This is a genomic window from Streptomyces sp. NBC_01498 (assembly GCF_036327775.1).
Classification (GTDB): domain Bacteria; phylum Actinomycetota; class Actinomycetes; order Streptomycetales; family Streptomycetaceae; genus Streptomyces.
The window spans coordinates 6,051,319-6,068,389 of the sequence record NZ_CP109598.1 but is presented as its reverse complement, the minus strand read 5'-3'; the positions used below and the strand labels follow the sequence as shown (position 1 = coordinate 6,068,389).

The 17,071-nt window shown below is 73.6% G+C and carries 15 protein-coding genes and 1 tRNA gene; 6 read left to right on the top strand and 10 right to left on the bottom strand.

The genetic code is table 11. From position 1 onward, the window contains the following. The first annotated feature begins 85 nt into the window (after window positions 1-85). Window positions 86-1,153 carry a PAC2 family protein gene (locus OG875_RS25885; protein WP_330176631.1) on the top strand — a complete coding sequence of 356 codons (1,068 nt, stop codon included), beginning with the start codon at window positions 86-88 and terminating at the stop codon, window positions 1,151-1,153. 1,374 nt (window positions 1,154-2,527) lie between these two features. On the opposite strand, the gene mshC is transcribed toward OG875_RS25885, so the two are convergent. The 4 genes from mshC to OG875_RS25865 all read right to left on the bottom strand — a co-directional run bounded on the left by mshC (window position 2,528) and on the right by OG875_RS25865 (window position 6,108). Continuing rightward, the gene (gene mshC, locus OG875_RS25880) at window positions 2,528-3,757 is read right to left on the bottom strand and encodes a cysteine--1-D-myo-inosityl 2-amino-2-deoxy-alpha-D-glucopyranoside ligase (protein ID WP_330176630.1); all 1,230 of its coding nucleotides are present in this window, start codon (window positions 3,755-3,757) and stop codon (window positions 2,528-2,530) included. A 141-nt stretch (window positions 3,758-3,898) separates the two neighbouring features. Then, entirely contained in the window at window positions 3,899-4,732 is an 834-nt protein-coding gene (locus OG875_RS25875) for an SCO1664 family protein (RefSeq protein ID WP_330176629.1), read from the bottom strand. Continuing rightward, window positions 4,696-5,286, bottom strand: a complete 591-nt coding sequence (locus OG875_RS25870) for a DUF3090 domain-containing protein (protein WP_330176628.1) — start codon at window positions 5,284-5,286, stop codon at window positions 4,696-4,698. The genes OG875_RS25875 and OG875_RS25870 overlap by 37 nt, the downstream gene beginning before the upstream one ends. Window positions 5,287-5,400: 114 nt before the next feature. Further along, the gene (locus tag OG875_RS25865) at window positions 5,401-6,108 is read right to left on the bottom strand and encodes a histidine phosphatase family protein (protein ID WP_330176627.1); all 708 of its coding nucleotides are present in this window, start codon (window positions 6,106-6,108) and stop codon (window positions 5,401-5,403) included. Between the two features lie 167 nt (window positions 6,109-6,275). On the opposite strand from OG875_RS25865, the gene OG875_RS25860 reads away from it, so the two are divergent. After that, the gene (locus OG875_RS25860; protein WP_330176626.1) at window positions 6,276-7,292 is read left to right on the top strand and encodes a magnesium and cobalt transport protein CorA; all 1,017 of its coding nucleotides are present in this window, start codon (window positions 6,276-6,278) and stop codon (window positions 7,290-7,292) included. 63 nt (window positions 7,293-7,355) lie between these two features. On the opposite strand, the gene OG875_RS25855 is transcribed toward OG875_RS25860, so the two are convergent. Beyond that, a complete protein-coding gene (locus tag OG875_RS25855) occupies window positions 7,356-8,138 on the bottom strand; it encodes a ferritin-like domain-containing protein (RefSeq protein WP_330176625.1) in 783 nt (260 codons plus the stop codon). 336 nt (window positions 8,139-8,474) lie between these two features. Further along, a complete protein-coding gene (locus tag OG875_RS25850; RefSeq protein WP_330176624.1) occupies window positions 8,475-9,527 on the bottom strand; it encodes an LLM class F420-dependent oxidoreductase in 1,053 nt (350 codons plus the stop codon). A gap of 150 nt (window positions 9,528-9,677) precedes the next feature. Here OG875_RS25850 and OG875_RS25845 point away from each other — a divergent pair, with 150 nt between their 5' ends. Both OG875_RS25845 and OG875_RS25840 read left to right on the top strand, forming a co-directional pair. Then, window positions 9,678-10,661 (top strand): aldo/keto reductase, encoded by a 984-nt coding sequence (locus tag OG875_RS25845; RefSeq protein ID WP_330176623.1) that lies wholly within the window; start codon window positions 9,678-9,680, stop codon window positions 10,659-10,661. Further along, window positions 10,658-12,991 carry a helix-hairpin-helix domain-containing protein gene (locus OG875_RS25840; RefSeq protein ID WP_330176622.1) on the top strand — a complete coding sequence of 778 codons (2,334 nt, stop codon included), beginning with the start codon at window positions 10,658-10,660 and terminating at the stop codon, window positions 12,989-12,991. Before OG875_RS25845 ends, OG875_RS25840 begins: the two co-directional genes overlap by 4 nt. A 146-nt stretch (window positions 12,992-13,137) precedes the next feature. Here OG875_RS25840 and OG875_RS25835 read toward each other — a convergent pair whose 3' ends face one another. After that, window positions 13,138-13,806 (bottom strand): hypothetical protein, encoded by a 669-nt coding sequence (locus OG875_RS25835; RefSeq protein ID WP_330176621.1) that lies wholly within the window; start codon window positions 13,804-13,806, stop codon window positions 13,138-13,140. Window positions 13,807-13,853: 47 nt separating this feature from the next. Between OG875_RS25835 and OG875_RS25830 the strand changes: the two genes are divergently transcribed. Then, the gene (locus OG875_RS25830) at window positions 13,854-14,042 is read left to right on the top strand and encodes a DUF5703 family protein (RefSeq protein WP_330176620.1); all 189 of its coding nucleotides are present in this window, start codon (window positions 13,854-13,856) and stop codon (window positions 14,040-14,042) included. Between the two features lie 79 nt (window positions 14,043-14,121). Here OG875_RS25830 and OG875_RS25825 read toward each other — a convergent pair whose 3' ends face one another. From OG875_RS25825 to OG875_RS25815, 3 genes are all read right to left on the bottom strand, one after another. Then, a complete protein-coding gene (locus tag OG875_RS25825; protein WP_330176619.1) occupies window positions 14,122-14,868 on the bottom strand; it encodes a chaplin in 747 nt (248 codons plus the stop codon). Window positions 14,869-15,000: 132 nt separating this feature from the next. Beyond that, window positions 15,001-15,234 (bottom strand): chaplin ChpH, encoded by a 234-nt coding sequence (chpH, locus tag OG875_RS25820; protein ID WP_330176618.1) that lies wholly within the window; start codon window positions 15,232-15,234, stop codon window positions 15,001-15,003. Between the two features lie 140 nt (window positions 15,235-15,374). After that, window positions 15,375-16,739, bottom strand: coding sequence for a M20/M25/M40 family metallo-hydrolase (locus OG875_RS25815; protein WP_443079200.1), 1,365 nt, complete (start codon window positions 16,737-16,739; stop codon window positions 15,375-15,377). 88 nt (window positions 16,740-16,827) lie between these two features. On the opposite strand from OG875_RS25815, the gene OG875_RS25810 reads away from it, so the two are divergent. Continuing rightward, window positions 16,828-16,915, top strand: a tRNA-Leu gene (locus tag OG875_RS25810). Window positions 16,916-17,071: the final 156 nt, after the last annotated feature.

The following is a 17,071-nucleotide window of genomic DNA, read 5'->3' as shown; positions in this document are numbered from 1 at the left end:
GCGTGGGTGAGGGCTGCTGGCGGGCGGCTGAGAAGCCGTAAGGTTGGTGCGTACGTTCAGAGAACACTTCGGAAGGAGGCCCTGGGTGATCGAGCTCGAGGGGGTACCCGAGCTGATCGACCCGGTCATGGTGGCCGCGTTCGAGGGCTGGAACGACGCCGGCGACGCCGCCTCCACGGCGGTCGGGCATCTGGACAGCGAATGGAAGGGCGAGGTGTTCGCGGCGCTGGACGCCGAGGACTACTACGACTTCCAGGTCAACCGGCCCACGGTCTGGCTGGACGCCGGGGTACGGAAGATCGTCTGGCCGACGACCCGGCTCTCCGTGGTGCGGGTCGGCGGGGAGAAGCCCCGTGACCTGGTGCTGGTCCGGGGCATCGAGCCGTCCATGCGCTGGCGCTCCTTCTGCAACGAGATCCTGGGCTTCGCGCACGAGCTGGGTGTGGAGATGGTGGTGATCCTGGGCGCGCTGCTCGGCGACACCCCGCACACCCGCCCGGTACCGGTGAGCGGCGTGACCTCGGACGCGGACCTGGCCAGGACGATGGACCTGGAGGAGTCGCGGTACGAGGGGCCGACCGGCATCGTCGGCGTCCTCCAGGAGGCGTGCACCCACGCGGGCGTGCCGGCGGTGAGCCTGTGGGCCGCCGTACCGCACTACGTCTCGCAGCCGCCCAACCCGAAGGCGACGCTGGCCCTGCTGAACCGGCTGGAGGACCTGATCGGGCTGCGGATCCCGCTGGGCGAACTGGCGGAGGACGCGCGGGCGTGGCAGCTCGGGGTGGACCAACTGGCCGCCGAGGACAGCGAGGTGGCGGAGTACGTCCAGTCGCTGGAGGAGGCGCGGGACACCGCGGAGCTGCCGGAGGCGTCGGGCGAGGCGATCGCGCGGGAGTTCGAGCGGTATCTGCGGCGGCGGGACGGCGGCCCGGGACAGTCACCCGGCGGGCACGCCACGGAGACCGGCGAGGGCTCGGCGACGTATCTGCGCGACACGTCGGGCCCGGGTCGCGGCAGACCACCGCGGGGCCCCCGCCCGGAGCGCGCCCCCGGGCCCGGCACGGCACCCGACGAGACACCGGGTGACGCCCCGGACGACGCCCCCGAGGGCAAGGACGGCTCACCGGACGACGGGGATTCGTCGGAGGATTAGCACGTCGGACCGCCCCACGGCGTCCGGTACGTGCCTCGCAGGGCGGGTGGCCCGCGCACCGGAGGTACGTGCGCGTACCTGACAGCTCGGCGAGATCCGGTCAGGTGCCGGGGCTCCGGTCCGGCGGGAACGGGGCCCGCGCACCGGAGGTACGTGCGCGTACCTGACAGCTCGGCGAGATCCGGTCAGGTGCCGGGGCTCCGGTCCGGCGGGAACGGGGCCCGCGCACCGGAGGTACGTGCGCGTACCTGACAGCTCGGCGAGATCCGGTCAGGTGCCGGGGCTCCGGTCCGGCGGGAACGGGGCCCGCGCACCGGAGGTACGTGCGCGTACCTGACAGCTCGGCGAGATCCGGTCAGGTGCCGGGGCTCCGGTCCGGCGGGAACGGGGCCCGCGCACCGGAGGTACGTGCGCGTACCTGATAGCTCGGCGAGATCCGGTCAGGTGCCGGGGCTCCGGTCCGGCGGGAACGGGGCCCGCGCACCGGAGGTACGTGCGCGTACCTGATAGCTCGGCGAGGTCCGGTCAGGTGCCGGGGCTCCGGTCCGGCCGCCGGCTGGGAACGGTCGGACGGGGCGCACGGGGGCTGTCCGGGGCGCAGACATGGCCCTCGGCGGCGGGCCTGCCCGGCGGGTGCCGCACGGCGGGGACCCACGGAGCGGCATGCCCGTCGCTGAGGGCGTGCCCGGCGGGGCTCCGGCCTCGGCGGGTCCGCTTCGGCGGTTCCTCCCGGACGGTCCGGGCCGGCCCGCCGCTGAGCGGCTGATGCCACGGTCACGTGCGGCGGTGCCTCCCCGTACGGCATGGCGGGCGGGCCCGGCTCCTGTACGGGGGCGGCTCCGCCCGGCCGGCGAGGCGCCGGACCGGGCGCTCCGGGCCCAAGCCCCCGGCCAGTGCCAGGACGTCCGACGTACCGCCCACGCCCGCCCGGGGCGGTACATGACCCGGCCGTACGGGGCGGCTCCGCCCGGCCGGCGAGGCGCCGGACCGGGCGCTCCGGGCCCAAGCCCCCCGGCCCGCTCGCGGATACCCACCGGGCGCGGCCCCATACCCCCGCCCCCGGCCGGTGCCGGGCCGTCCTACGCCCCGCTCAGCCGGCGAAAGCCCATCGAGCCGGGGCACCGGGTCACCACAAGTCGCCGCGCGTAGGGGGCAGAGGGCCTGGTCCTACGGGGCGGGGGCCGTCGGCCCAGTACCCGGCCGGTGCCAGGCCGTCCGACGTACCGTCCTGCGCCCCGCCCCGCCTCCGGGCCGCAATCAGATCGCCGCGCGTACGCGAGAACGCCGGGCAGGCCGTATACACGGCCCACCCGGCGTCCCGCGCTCGTGCGGACAAGACGAGGAACCCACCGGGGTCCTCCCCGTCGCACCGTCCTACAGCGCGACGCCCAGCAGCGCGTCCACCGTTCGGGACACCACTCCGGGTGCCCCCTCGTCCGTACCGCCCGTGGTGTCCTGGAGCGCGGCCCAGCGGTCGACCGCCGCCAGGGCGGCCGGGGCGTCCAGATCGTTCGACAGGGCCTCGCGTACCTCCTCCACCAGCGCCTCCGCCGGGGGGCCGTCCGGCCGGGACACGGCGGCGCGCCAGCGCGCGAGGCGTCCGACGGCCGTGTCGAGCACCTGGTCCGTCCACTCCCAGTCGGCGCGGTAGTGGTGCGCGAGCAGCGCGAGGCGGATCGCGGCCGGGTCCACGCCGGCCCGGCGCAGCGTCGAGACGAAGACCAGGTTGCCCTTGGACTTGGACATCTTCTCGCCGTCGAGCCCGACCATCCCGGCGTGCACGTACGCCTTGGCGAACGGGTGTTCGCCGGTCAGTGCCTGCGCGTGCGAGGCGCCCATCTCGTGGTGCGGGAAGGCCAGATCGCTGCCGCCGCCCTGCACGTCGAAGCCCATGCCGAGGTGGTCGAGGGCGATGGCGACGCACTCGATGTGCCAGCCAGGCCGGCCGGGGCCGAGGCCGGCGCCGTCCCAGTGCGGCTCGCCCTCGCGGGCCGCCATCCAGAGCATCGGGTCGAGCGGGTTCTTCTTGCCGGGGCGGTCGGGGTCGCCGCCGCGCTCGGCGGAGAGCAGCCGCATGGCCTCGGCGTCGAGGTGCGAGACCTCGCCGAAGTGCGGGTCGGCGTCGACGGAGAAGTAGACGTCGCCGTCCAGGACGTAGGCGGCGCCGCTGTCGCACAGCCGCTCCACGAGCGGCACGATGCCCGGTATGGCCTCGACCGCGCCGATGTAGTGGCGCGGCGGGAGCATCCGCAGCGCCGTCATGTCCTCGCGGAAGAGGGCGGTTTCGCGTTCGGCGAGGCCGGTCCAGTCCTCGCCGTCGCGCGCGGCCCGCTCCAGCAGCGGGTCGTCGATGTCGGTGACGTTCTGGACGTAGTGGACCTGCCGCTTCGTGTCGAGCCAGACGCGCTGCACGAGGTCGAACGCGTTGTAGGTCGCCGCGTGCCCGAGGTGGGTCGCGTCGTACGGCGTGATGCCGCAGACGTAGATGCGGGCGACGGGACCGGGATCGAGGGTGACGGGGCCACCGGTCGCGGTGTCGTGAATCCGGAGGTCGCGGCCCTTGCCGGGCAGGGCGGGGACGTCGGAAGCGGGCCAGGCATGCATGTCATGAGCGTAACCGGACGTTGCTTCCGGATACGAACCGGACCGGCGCTGTTGTCCGGTTGGGCGCTCTTGCGCGATCGGGGTGCCGGTGCGTGCCCGGCGGGGCTCACCGGCCGGGACGGTCCCCGGCCGGGTGGCGGGTCAGACCGGCGGCCAGGGGATCGCGGGCCACTGGCCGGACGGCTCCGGGTGGCGGCCCGTACGGCGCAGTTCCCGGACCCGGGAGCGTACGGCCTCGGCCTCGGCGGGTGTGATCAGTTCGGCCAACCGGGTGGACAGCGGGGTGCCTTCGGCGAGTTCACCGGCCAGCCGCTCCAGGACGGTCAGGGCCTCCTCGGGCAGCGGCTCGCCCGCCCAGCCCCAGAGCAGGGTGCGGAGCTTGTCGTCCACGTGGAAGGTGACACCGTGGTCGATGGCGTACAGCTGTCCGTCGGTCCCGGTCAGCAGATGGCCGCCCTTGCGGTCGCCGTTGTTGACGACGGCGTCGAGGACGGCGAGGCGCCGCAGCCGGGGGTCGTCGGCGTGCACCAGCAGCGCTGTACGGCCCTCCCCCACGTCGGCGAGGCCGATCGCCTTCCAGCCGTCGGCCGGCTCCTCCTCCTCGACCAGGGCGAGGAGTTGGGGCGCGCTCCCGCTCCCGTCGGCCTCGATCCACAGCTGGCACATGCCCTCGCCGTACGGTCCGTCACGCAGCACCGTGGGCGGGACCAGGTCCCAGCCGGTCGCCCGGGACAGCTCGTACGCGGCGACCTCGCGCTGCGCGAGCGTCCCGTCGGGGAAGTCCCAGAGGGGCCGCTCCCCCGCGACGGGCTTGTAGACGCAGAACGCCTCCTCGCCCTCGTACGACACGGCGCAGTACAGGACCGCGTTGGAGGCCCCGCTGATCCGGCCTTGCACGGTCAGCTCGCCCTTGGTGATCAGGTCGAGCGCGGGCGTGCTCATGCGTCGCGGCGGTATCCGTTCTGGCGCGGGCACACGTGTCCCTCCGGGTCGAGCGGCAGGCTGCACAGCGGGCACGGCGGGCGCCCGGCGTTGACCACGTCCAGGGCGCGTTTGGCGAAGGCCCGCGCCTGGGCGCCGGACAGCCGGACGCGGAGCATCGGCGGGCCGTTCTCCTCGTCCTGGAGCAGGCGTTCCTCGGCGTCGGCGAGGTCCTCGTCGGTGTCCGCGTCGAGTTCGACCAGGGCCTGCGCCTCGACGATCATGCGCTGTTCGTCGCCGTCCCAGGCCAGGGCCATGGTGCCGACCCGGAACTCCTCCTCGACGGGCGAGTCGAGCGGCGCGGAGTCGGCGACGTCCGTGGGGGCCATGGCGGGCACCGGGGCGTTGCCCCCGGTACGCCGTACGACCTCGTCCAGCAGTTCATCGATGCGCTCGGCGAGCGCGGCGACCTGGGTCTTCTCCAGGGCCACGCTGGTGACGCGGCCCGAGGCGGATGCCTGGAGGAAGAACGTACGGCGGCCAGGCAGCCCGACCGTACCGGCCACGAAGCGGTCCGGCGGGTCGTAGAGGAACACCTGACGGGACACGTCCTGTCTCCCTTGGGAAGTGACGGAATGACGGAATGCGACGGGCCGACGACGCCCGGGGAGCGAACCTCCGCCGTGACGCGGACGGCCCGACCAGCCTACTGCGCGCGGAGATCACGCGGTGCCGGTGGAGCCTCCCACGACGGCGTCGGCGTCCCCGTCCTTCTTCTTGCCCCCCGCGCCGGTCTCACGCGGTGTCAGGGAACCGAGATCGCCGGTCTCCCCCAGCCGCAGCAGGAACGGGCGCAGCCGCGTGTACCGGACGACGGTGACCGAGCAGGGGTCGGCGTGCAGGCGCTGAAACAGGTCGAGGTGCATGCCGAGCGCGTCCGCGACCAGGGACTTGATGATGTCGCCGTGCGAGCACATCAGGAAGACGGCGTCCTCGCCGTGCTCCGCCTCGACGCGGGCGTTCCAGTCCCGTACGGCCTCCACGGCGCGGGCCTGCATGGCGCGCATCGACTCGCCGCCGGGGAACGCCGCGGACGAGGGGTGCTGCTGCACGACCGACATCAGGGGGTCGTCGGCGAGTTCGGCGAGCTTGCGGCCGGACCAGTCGCCGTAGTCGCACTCGTTGATCCGGTCCTCCTGGTGGATCTCGGCGCCGGGGCGGGCGTCGACCAGGGGCCGGACGGTCTCCAGACAGCGCTGGAGGGGGCTGCTGACGACGGCGGCGAGGGGCAGGTCCGCGAGGCGTCCCGGGAGGGCGGCGGCCTGGGCGGTGCCCCGTTCGTCGAGCGCGACGCCGGGGGTCCGGCCGGCGAGGACGCCCGAGGTGTTGGCGGTGGAGCGTCCGTGCCGTACGAGGATCAGGGTGGCCATGCGGGTCAGCCTAAACGGTGCGCCGACGGGGTGGCGGTCACCCGTACGGCGGGCGGTCGGGGCGGTGCCGCGCGGGGCCGGGGCGGGCGGCCCGGACGGCGCGGGGGTGCGGCGCGGGCCGGCCGGGGGTGCGGCAGAGGTGCGTCAAAGCGTGTCGCCCGGGAAGAATGGACGGGGTGATCGTCGACCGTGCCATCTACCGCGACGGGCGCCGTACCGACGGGCCCGCCGATCTCTCCGACGCCCTCGCCGAGGCGCGGGCGGACGGGAACGCCTTCCTGTGGGTCGGGCTCCACGAGCCGACGGAGCAGGAGTTCGAGCTGGTCAGCAACGAGTTCGGCATGCATCCGCTGGCCGTGGAGGACTCGCTCAAGGCCCACCAGCGGCCGAAGCTGGAGGTGTACGAGGACTCGCTGTTCATGGTGCTGAAACCGGTGGTGTACGACTCCGCCCAGGACACCGTCTCCAGCGGGGAGCTGATGGTCTTCATCGGCGACTCGTTCGTGGTGACGGTCCGGCACGGCGAGGGCGCGCCGCTGCACGCCGTGCGGCAGCGGCTGGAGTCGGAGCCGCAGGTGCTCAGGCACGGCCCCACGGCGGTGCTCTACGCGGTGAGCGACGCGGTGGTGGACCACTACATCGACGTCGGCGCCGAGCTCCAGGTCGACCTGGAGGAGCTGGAGGCGCAGGTCTTCTCCCCCAATGAGAGCGGCTCGGGCCGCAAGCAGGAGGCGGGCGACCAGCCGGCGGCGGAGCGGATCTACACGTTCAAGCGGCAGGTGCTGGAGTTCCGCCGGGCGGCCGGGCCGCTGGCGGCGCCCATCTCGCGGCTCTCGCAGGCGGGGGTGCCGTTCGTGCAGAAACGGTCGCAGCCGTTCTTCCGGGACGTGGACGACCATCTGACGCGGGTCAACGAACAGGTGGACGGGCTCGACCGGCTCCTCTCGGACATCCTGTCCGCCCATCTCGCGCAGATGGGCGTGCGGCAGAACGACGACATGCGCAAGATCTCGGCGTGGGCGGCGATGGCGGCGGTGCCCACCCTGCTCGCGGGCGTCTGGGGCATGAACTTCGCGCACATGCCGGAGCTGAGCCAGGAGTGGGGGTATCCGGCGGCGCTGGCCCTGATGGTCGGCGCGGTGTTCCTGCTGCACCGGCTGTTCAAGCGCAACGGCTGGCTCTGACCGGGCCGGCGGCGGGTCGGATCCGCCCCGGGCCCGGCGGCGGGCCCCGGTCGGAGGACGGCGTCAGAAGGCGGCGGCGGTCGCCGGGCCGCCCAGCGCGTCGCGGCGCTCCGGCATGCTCAGGCTGACCATGCGCCGCCACCCGCCCGCCCGCTCCATCCCGTACAGTCCGGCGATTCCGGCCTTCAGCAGCGCCGACTTGGGGCGGGGCCAGCCCAGGATCCGGCCCATCCGGTCCATGACGGCGAAGCTCACGTCGCGGTAGATGCGGACCTCGGCCCGCGCGCTCTCCTGGAGCACCCGGTGGATGGTGCGGCCGTGACCGAGCCGGGCGAGGCGCAGCAACTCCTCGTGGCAGTAGGCGAGGTGGTTGTCCTCGTCGGCGCTGATGATCTTGACGGCGTTGCCGACGAGCGGGTGGTCGCCGAAGTGCCCGACGAGCATCTCCATCTGGTCGGCGGCGCGCTGTTCGGTCACACGGCTGTGCGAGAGGTAGACGACGACGTCCTGCTCGGTGAGCGGGGTGTTCCGGCGCAGCTTGTCGTGCGGGAGTCCGATGCCGCGCTGTTCGAGGAGCATCGTGTAGTCGGTGGCGGGCGGGATGTCGACCGGTGGCAGACCGCGCCGCTTCAGCAGGGCGTGGAAGATCCTGCCGTGCTTGTCCTCGTCGGCCCCGTGCCGGGCGATCTTGGGCGCGAGGTCCCGCATCCCCTCGGGGACCAGCGCGGCGATACGGCCGTTCTCCCAGCCGCCCTGGGCCTCGCCGCTGGCCGCGATGGAGCAGAAGAGCTGGAACGACTCGTCGTTGTCGAGGATTTCCTCGAACAGACCTCGGGCCGAGAGCATCGGATGCCACCTCCATGCCGGTGTCCGCCGCAGACACCCGCACAAAGGAGTCAAATGCGACATAGGGGAACAGGCAACAGCTCAGGGTCCGCACTCGGCCGAAGGGAGGAAGCGGGGACGGCGGGGCAGGAGCGGCGGACGGGAGCGGAGGAACGACGCGGGGGCACGTCCGTACGGATGCGGGCGGGCGTAACCGGGCGCCCGGCCGGGCGTTGTCCCGCACGACGGCCGTGGCGGGGAAGACCCCCCGAGCCCCCACCACGGCCGCGGACCTTCGCGGCGCCGCGCACCCCCGCCCCGCACCCTCGTCCCGTGTCCCCGCCGGCGGGGTGCCGGTCAGCTGACGAGACCCGCCCGCTCCAGCGCCTCGGTGCCCGCGCGCAGGGCCGCGAGGCGCTCGTCGAGGGTGAAGCCCGCCGGGGAGAGCGTGAGCGTGGTGACCCCGGCCGCCGCGTACGCCGCCATCCGGTCGGCGATCCGCTCCACCGGTCCGAGCAGCGTGGTCGAGTCGATCAGCCGGTGCGGTACGGCAGCCGCCGCCCCGTCCTTGTCTCCGGAGAGGTACCGGTCCTGGATGTCGGCGGCCTCCTGCTCGTAGCCCATGCGGCCCGCCAGCTGGTTGTAGAAGTTCTGCCGGCGGCTGCCCATGCCGCCCACGTAGAGGGCCGTGTACGGGCGGAACGTGTCCGCCAGCGCCTCGATGTCGTCGCCCAGCGCGATCGGCAGGGTCGGGCAGACGTCGAAGCCGTCCATGGTCAGCCCGGCCTTCTCCCGGCCCGCGCGCAGGGGCCCGATCGCGGTCTCCTCCAGATGGTCCGCCGAGGGGAAGATCAGCAGGGCGCCGTCGGCGATCTCGCCGGTCTGCTCCAGATTCCTGGGGCCGATCGCGGCGATGTAGAGGGGGATGTGCTCGCGCTGGGGGTGGACGGTGAGCTTGAGCGGCTTGCCGGGGCCGTCGGGGAGCGGGAGGGTCCAGTGCTCGCCTTCGTAGGAGAGGCGTTCGCGGGACATGGCGCGGCGGACGATCTCGACGTACTCGCGGGTGCGGGCGAGCGGCTTGTCGAACTTCACCCCGTACCAGCCCTCGGAGACCTGCGGTCCGGAGACGCCGAGCCCGAGCCGGAACCGGCCGCCGGAGAGCGAGTCCAGGGTGGCGGCGGTCATCGCGGTCATGGCGGGCTGGCGGGCCGGGATCTGGAGGATGGCCGAGCCGACGTCGATGCTCTCCGTCTGGGCGGCGACCCAGCTCAGCACGGTGGGGACGTCGGAGCCGTACGCCTCGGCGGCCCAGCAGACGTTGTAGCCGAGCCGGTCGGCCTCCTGGGCGACGGCGAGGTTGTCGCCGTCCATGCCGGCGCCCCAGTAGCCGAGATTGATGCCGAGCCGCATAACCACTCCCTTACTGATCAGTAACGTCCCTGTGCCGGGACTCTAGCGCGCGGCGCGGACATCCGTCAGGGGCACCGGTGGACGGCCCGCGGCGGCCGGTTGTCCACAGGCTCACTGCGGTTGGGGCCCCGGCCAGTAATCTCAGCGCTCATGGAGCAGAGGCATCTGGGCCGTACCGGCCTGCGAGTGTCCCGGATCGGGCTCGGCACGCTGACCTGGGGGCGGGACACCGACGAGCACGACGCGGCCGACCAGTTGAAGGCGTTCTGGGAGGCGGGCGGCACCCTTGTCGACACCGCCGACGTGTACGGCGGCGGGGAGGCGGAGTATCTGCTCGGACAGCTCGTGGAGAGACTCGTGCCGCGCCGGGATCTGGTGATCGCCACCAAGGCGGGCAGCGTGCCCGATCCGTGGCGGCGCTTCGACGGCTCGCGCGGGCATCTGCTCGCCGCCCTGGACGCCTCGCTGGAGCGGCTGGGCACGGACCATGTCGATCTGTGGCAGATCCACGCGTTCGACCCCGGGACGCCGCTGGAGGAGACGCTCCAGGCACTCGACATAGCCGTGAGCAGCGGCCGGGCCCGGTACGCGGGGGTGTCGAACTTCTCGGGGTGGCAGCTCGCCAAGGCGGCGACCTGGCAGCTGGCCTCGCCCGGGGTGCGGACCCGGCTGGCCAGTACCCAGATGGAGTACTCCTTGTTGCAACGGGGCGTCGAGCGCGAGGTGTTGCCGGCGGCCGTGGATCTGGGGGTGGGGCTGCTCCCGTCGTCGCCGCTGGGCCGGGGGGTGCTGACGGGCAAGTACCGGCACTCCACGCCCGCCGGCTCCCGTGGGGCCTCGGAGCAGTTGGCGCCGTTCGTGGAGCCGTATCTGGACGAGCCGGCGAGCCGCATCGTGGACGCGGTGGTGACGGCGGCGGACGGGCTGGCGACGACCGCGCTGGAGGTGGCGCTGGCGTGGGTGCGGGACCGGCCGGGGGTGGTCGCGCCGATCGTCGGGGCCCGCAACGCGCGGCAGCTCACGGCCGCGTTGTCGGTGGAGAGCCTTAGGCTTCCCGACGAGATCTGCCGGGCGCTCGACGATGTGTCGGCGCCCGTGCACCGCTATCCCGATCAGGACTGGAGCACGCTGTGACTGTGCCTTCCCGGGGGACGACCCCCGGCTCCCCCGCCGAGGACCGCGACGCGGCGGTCGCGGAGGAGAGCGGGGAGGTGGCGGAGTCCGGCTCCCCGGCCGCGCCCGGGGAACTCCCGGGGACGGCGGGCGACGGCGCGGCGGACACGCCCGGGTCTGCCGGTGACGGCGCGGCGGACGGCGCGGAGGCCGTCGGGAGCGAGGCGGCGCCCGGAGACGGCACCCCGGTCGACGGCGAGGCGGCGGACGCCGTGGACGGGGCGGCGGACGGGGCTCCCGCCGCCGGGGGTACGGAGGCGGCGCAGCCGTCCGAGGCCGAGGCGGAGATCGCCGCGCAGCGCGAGCTGCGTGAGCGGATCGCGCGGCGCAAGGCCGAGAAGGAGGGGCCCATCGCGGCGGGCGCCAAGCTGAGCGGCCAGGCGGCGCACCTGCTCGCCGCCGTACGGGCCATGGAGAACGGCGAACCGGCCCCGGCCCGTCCGGTGGCCCCCGCTCCCCCGCCGGCCGCCGTGGCAGCCGCCGTACCGCCGCAGCACCGTCCGCGGGAGCCCGCGCCCGCCCGGATCGCCGGCGGGTCCTCCGTGACCGCTCCGGAGGCCGTGGTGGCGGCCGTCGGGGCCGTACTCGCCGAGGGTGGCGCGCCTCGGACGCTGGCACCGCGGGTCGCGGCCTCGCTCGGGGAACGGGCCGGGGACGCCCTGCGGGACGATCCGTGGCTGCTGCTGTCGGTACCCGGTGTCCGGCCCGAGCAGGCCGACGGTTTCGCCCGCGCGCTGCTCGGCGACGGCTGCGGGCCGGGTGACGAACGGCGGGCCGCCGCCCTGGTCGGCTGGCTGCTGGAGCGGGCGGCCGGGCAGGGCCACACCGCGCTCGCCTTTCCCGAGGTGCGGGCCGCGCTGGCGGAGCGGTCGGTGCCGGATCCCGACGAGGCGCTTCGGCACGCCATCGCGGAAGGGGTGGTGCTGGTGTTCCAGGACGGCGTCCCCGAGGCGGCCGGGGAGCCGGACGACGAAGCGGCGGACGCGTCGGCGGACGGGGCCGCGGAGGACGGTCCGGCGGTGCCGGTCCTGCTCGGGCTCGACCGGTACGCGCTGGCGGAGGAGAGCCTGGCCGACGGTCTGGCCCGGCTGGTGAAGACGGCTCAGGGGGCGGCACACGGGTCGGCCCAGGGGTCCTGGGAGGAGGCGGCCGAGGGGGCCCCGTCGCCCTCGGCGGCCGAACTGGTCCGGGCGGTCGCCGGACACGGTCTGGTGATCCACACGGGCGGCGAGGCCGCGCGCGCGGAGCCGGTGGCGCTGGTGGAGAGCGCCCGCGCGCTGGGTCTGCGCCCGGTGCTGGCCGCGCACAGCGAGAACGGACGGCGTCGGCTGGGCGCGGGCGCCGTGACGGTGGCGGGGCTGCTCTCGGGCGCCGAGGGACCGGGACGGGACACGGACGGCGCGCTGGCCCTGGACCTGCTCGTCGTCCTGGACGCTCCCCAGCTGGACGTCGAGACGGCGGCGGAGCTCGTGGAGGCGCTGCCCGACGGTGCGCGGCTGGTCCTCGGCGGTGACCCCGGTGTGCTGTGGTCGGCGGGCGCGGGCCGGGTCTTCGGGGATCTGCTGGCGGCCCGGGTGTGCCCGCGGATCGCCTCACGGACGCCGGACCCCGGGCCGATCGGCGAGCTGGTCTCCGGCATCGGCATCGGCGAGCTGAGCCAGGTCGGGGCGCCCGGCAAGGAGGTCGTGATCGTGCCCGTGCGCGACGCGGGCGAGGCGGTGCACCGTACGGTCCAGCTCGTCGCCGACTCGGTGCCGCGCGTCATCGGCGTGCCGTCCGGTCAGACACAGGTGATCACGGTCGGCCACGGCGGGGCGGCGGGCACCCGTGTCCTGAACGCCGCGCTCAAGGAGCGGCTGAACCCCGGGCCCGGCCGGTTCGGCGGCTTCGACCCGGACGACCGGATCGCCTATGTGCCCGCGCCGGGCCGGGCCCTGACGGGCTCGGTGGTGTCGGCGGACGCGGAGGGTCTGCGGCTGGACTGCGACGGGGTGCCCGTCGTGGTGCCGAGGGAGCTGGTCGACTCGGTCGTACGGCACGGCTGGGCGCTCACCGCGCACCAGGCGGCGGGGATGCGGTGGCCCGCCGCCGTCGTGGTCCTGCCGGGCGACGCGGCGCCGGGTCTGAGCCGGCCGTGGGTCTACACGGCCTTCGGGCGGGGCGAACGGCACCTGTCCGTGGTCCACGGCGTCGACCAGGCACTCCCCCGCGCGGTGTCGGACGTCCCCGCCGCCGACCGCACGACGCGCCTCCGTCCCCTGCTGGAGGGCCTGCTGACCCCCGTGCCGTAACCGGAACGGCCCAGCCCGCACCAGAAAATTGGTGCGCCCGCCGCACGGACCCGACCCGCACGGGGCGGGACGGGGACGAGCGCGGCCCGCGCGCGAGGGTCGCGGGCGGGCCGGGGAAGGGATGCGGGTGGGGGTGCGGGTGCGGGTCAGGCGTCCTGTTCCTCCAGGTCGCCCAGGTCTCTGTCGTGCGGGCGGGAGCCGTCGAAGTCCTCGTCGTCGAAGACCGAGCTGACGTCGAAGCGGCAGACGACCTGCTGCGGATCGGCCTGTTCGAAGGGTGCGCCGAGCCATTCGCCGGGCTCGGGAAGGTCGTCGGTGGCCGACACCCAGAGGGTGGAGTCGCCCTCCTCCAGGCCGAACTCCTTGTGCCGGGACGCGATCTCGTCCGGTTCGTACTCACCGAAGAGCACGCCCACGGCGGCGTGCACGCTGGAGCCGACGACCGCGACGGTCTCGGCGTCCCCGTCGACGTCGGCGATGCGCTGTGCCTGTGCGAGCAGTCTCCGGGGCTCCGCCACCGCGTAGTCGCGGCGGATGAGCACACTGAGCGCGTTCGGCTCCTCCGGGCCCGTGTAGGGCGGCAGGGAGTCGTCCGTGCCGGGGATCTCGAAAGGGGTGACTTCGTCGTAGAGGTCGTAGAGCCGCTCGTCGTACTCCTCCGCCGCCGTGGCGAGGGCGTTGAACGCCTCGGAGACCGCCGGGTCGTCCTCCCCGGTGCGGCGTTCGACCGCCGCGAGGTGACGGTCCAGCGCGACCTTGACCGCCTCGGCGGCGGCACGTACCTCGGCAGCCGTGGGCTGCGCAGCATCAGACATGGAGCAGACGCTATCCGTACCGGGCCTCTGCCCGCACAATAGATGCGATGCCGGAATACGAATTTGTCGACGTGTACGTGCCGCGCGGGGTGACCCGCGGCGAAGCGACCCGCCTGCTGACCGACCACGCCGAGTACGGGCACTGGGAGATGGACCGCCTGAGCCTGCACCGGGACGGCAGCCGCAGAGTGCGGCTGCGCAGACGCATCATCCGCCAGGTACGCGCCACCTGGTGACGGCGAGAGGGCGGGCCTCCGCGCGGCGGAGGCCCGCCCCCGCAACCGGGACGAACGGGTGTGCGGTATGCGCGCGCCTTTACGCGGCGGCGCGGGCGCGGCGGTAGATGAACCCGCCCGCGAGGAGCAGGGCCGCACCGGCCGGAATCGCCAGGCCCAGTCCGTCGGCGCCGGTCATGGCCAGGGCCTCGGTGCCCTTCGGGTCGACCGACTGTGTCCCCGGGGTGTTCGGGGACGGCGGGGTCACCTCGGTCGGAGGCTCGGGGGTGCCCGGCTCCTCGGGCCGTTCCTCGGTCGGAGGCTCGGGAGTGCCGGGCTCGATGTTCTCGCAGCCGTTGCCGAACGCCGGGTTCAGGACTCCGACGACATCGACGGTGTTGCCGCAGATGTTCACCGGGATGTCGACCGGGACCTCGACGACGTTGCCGGAGCCGACGCCGGGCGAGTTGCCCGCGCCGCCTTCCGCGTGTGCGCCGCCGCCTCCCGAGCCGCTCTGCGGGCCGGCTCCGTTGGAGCCACCGCCCTGGGAGCCGCCGCCGTTGGAGCCGCCGCCGCCCGAGCCGCCCTGCGGGGCTCCGCCGTCGGACGCGTTGACGCAGCCGTTGCCGAACGCCGGGTTCAGGGCCCCGACGACGTCGACGGTGTTGCCGCAGACGTTGACCGGGACGTGCACCGGGACCTGGACGTTGTTGCCGGACAGCACGCCCGGCGAGTTCGCCGCCGTACCGGCGGCACCCGAGTCCGCGTGCGCGTGACCGCCGCCGAGGGCGAGTACGCCGCCGGCCGCCGCCACGGTGATCAGGCCTTTGCGCGTGACCTGTCTCATAGCTTGTTCCTGCCTTCTGCATTCCGGATACCCCCGGCACGACGCCTGGGGCTCAATGCCCCGCGACCCCGGAGCGCAAGGCACGCGCTCCGGGGCCACAGGGCTCAGACCCTCACGGGTTGAGTGACGACGTCACGCGTTGACGCAGGTGTTGCCGAAGGCGGGGTTCAGCAGACCGATCACGGAGATCGTGTTGCCGCACACGTTCACCGGAACGTGAACGGGCACCTGGATGACGTTGCCCGAGAGCACACCGGGGGAGCCCACAGCGGCGCCCTGGGCCCCGGCGTCGGCGACGGCCATGCCCGCGCTCGCGAGCACGAGACCACCGGTGGCAGCCGCAGCGGCGACGACCTTCTTGATCATTATTTCCTCCTCGTTGGCAAATGCGGTCCCAACCTCGGACCGCACCTCTGTAACGAGGAGTAAGTAATGAGGCTACGAGCGTATGGTCGCATTCACTCTTCTCAGTCCCATACGCACGCGCTGGCGATTACCGCCGCCCCTCAGCAGGCGTCGATGAAGCGGTCCAGGACCCGCACGCCGAAGCGCAGCCCGTCCAGCGGCACCCGCTCGTCCACCCCGTGGAACATCCCGGCGAAGTCCAGCTCCGGCGGGAGCTTGAGCGGCGCGAAGCCGAAGCCGCGGATGCCGAGGTCGTCGAAGGACTTGGCGTCCGTACCGCCCGAGAGCATGTACGGCACGGCCCGCGCGATCGGGTCCTCCGCGACGAGCGCGGTCTGCATGGCCTCCACGAGCCTGCCGTCGAACGTGGTCTCCAGCGCCTTGTCGCCGTGCACGTCCTCGCGCCTCACGCGCGGGCCGAGGATGCGGTCGAGCTCGGTGAGGAACTCCTCCTCGTGGCCGGGCAGGAAGCGGCCGTCGACATGGGCGGTGGCCTGGCCGGGGATCACGTTCACCTTGTAGCCCGCGCCGAGCATGGTGGGGGCGGCGGAGTTGCGCAGGGTGGCGCCGATCATCTTCGCGATGCCGCCGAGGGTGGCGAGCGTGCCCTCCATGTCCTCCGGGTCGAGCGGCACGCCCAGCGCGTCGGACAGCTCGTCGAGGAAGGACCGTACGGTCTTGGTCATCCGCACCGGCCACTCGTGACGGCCGAGCCGGGCCACCGCCTCGCAGAGTTCGGTGATGGCGTTGTCCTTGTTGGTCATCGAGCCGTGCCCGGCGGTGCCGTCCACGGTCAGCCGCATCCAGTGCATGCCCTTCTGCGCCGTCTCGACCAGATAGAGCCGCAGGTTCTGGTTGACGGTGAAGGAGAAGCCGCCGACCTCGCTGATCGCCTCGGTGACACCTTCGAAGAGCCCGGGGTGGTTGTCGACCAGGTACCGCGCCCCGTACGTACCGCCCGCCTCCTCGTCGGCCAGGAACGCCAGGACGATGTCGCGCGGGGGCTTGCGCCCGCTGCGCAGCCTGTCCCGCACCACGGCGAGGGTCATGGCGTCCATGTCCTTCATGTCGACGGCGCCGCGCCCCCAGAGGCAGCCGTCGGCGATCTCGCCGGCGAACGGGTCGTGCGTCCAGTCGTCGGCATTGGCCGGGACGACGTCGGTGTGGCCGTGGATGAGCAGCGCGGGCCGGGACGGGTCCTCACCGGCGATCCGGGCGACGGTGGAGGCGCGGCCCTTGTGGGACTCGAAGATCCGCGGTTCCAGCCCCACCTCGGCGAGCTTCTCCGCCACGTACTCGGCGGCGAGCCGTTCGCCGGGGCCGGAGTGGTCCCCGTAGTTGCTGGTGTCGATCCGGATCAGATCGCGGCAGAGATCCACGACCTCGTCCTCGCCCGAGACGGTCCCGCCCGTGTTCGGCTTGCTCACGCTGCTCACTCCCGCTGTGGGTACCGGTGGTCGGCCCATCCTCCCACCGGGGCGGGATCGGACCGTGCCCGATGTTTGCTATGGTTTTCCACGTCGGAACGGCCACGGGTCGTCCGGCGGACACCTTGTCCGGGTGGCGGAATGGCAGACGCGCTAGCTTGAGGTGCTAGTGCCCTTTATCGGGCGTGGGGGTTCAAGTCCCCCCTCGGACACCACGGGTAGCTCACGTAGTTGCCCCGGTTGGCTTCACAGAACTCCCAGCACGGATTCGTCCGGGCTGGGAGTTCTTCGTGTGTGCGGGGATCTTGCCGGGCAGCGGCCCGCCGACGGCGCCCGACGGTGTCGTTCGGCCGGTTCGTCCCCGGTTCATT

Bases quoted from the DNA above. Each gene is read 5' to 3' on its own strand.
- mshC (WP_330176630.1), bottom strand. From the start codon at position 3,757: ATGCATGCCTGGCCCGCTTCCGACGTCCCCGCCCTGCCCGGCAAGGGC.
- OG875_RS25865 (WP_330176627.1), bottom strand. From the start codon at position 6,108: ATGGCCACCCTGATCCTCGTACGGCACGGACGCTCCACCGCCAACACC.
- OG875_RS25860 (WP_330176626.1), top strand. From the start codon at position 6,276: ATGGACGGGGTGATCGTCGACCGTGCCATCTACCGCGACGGGCGCCGT.
- OG875_RS25855 (WP_330176625.1), bottom strand. From the start codon at position 8,138: ATGCTCTCGGCCCGAGGTCTGTTCGAGGAAATCCTCGACAACGACGAG.
- OG875_RS25850 (WP_330176624.1), bottom strand. From the start codon at position 9,527: ATGCGGCTCGGCATCAATCTCGGCTACTGGGGCGCCGGCATGGACGGC.
- OG875_RS25845 (WP_330176623.1), top strand. From the start codon at position 9,678: ATGGAGCAGAGGCATCTGGGCCGTACCGGCCTGCGAGTGTCCCGGATC.
- OG875_RS25835 (WP_330176621.1), bottom strand. From the start codon at position 13,806: ATGTCTGATGCTGCGCAGCCCACGGCTGCCGAGGTACGTGCCGCCGCC.
- OG875_RS25830 (WP_330176620.1), top strand. From the start codon at position 13,854: ATGCCGGAATACGAATTTGTCGACGTGTACGTGCCGCGCGGGGTGACC.
- OG875_RS25825 (WP_330176619.1), bottom strand. From the start codon at position 14,868: ATGAGACAGGTCACGCGCAAAGGCCTGATCACCGTGGCGGCGGCCGGC.
- chpH (WP_330176618.1), bottom strand. From the start codon at position 15,234: ATGATCAAGAAGGTCGTCGCCGCTGCGGCTGCCACCGGTGGTCTCGTG.
- OG875_RS25815 (WP_443079200.1), bottom strand. From the start codon at position 16,739: ATGGGCCGACCACCGGTACCCACAGCGGGAGTGAGCAGCGTGAGCAAG.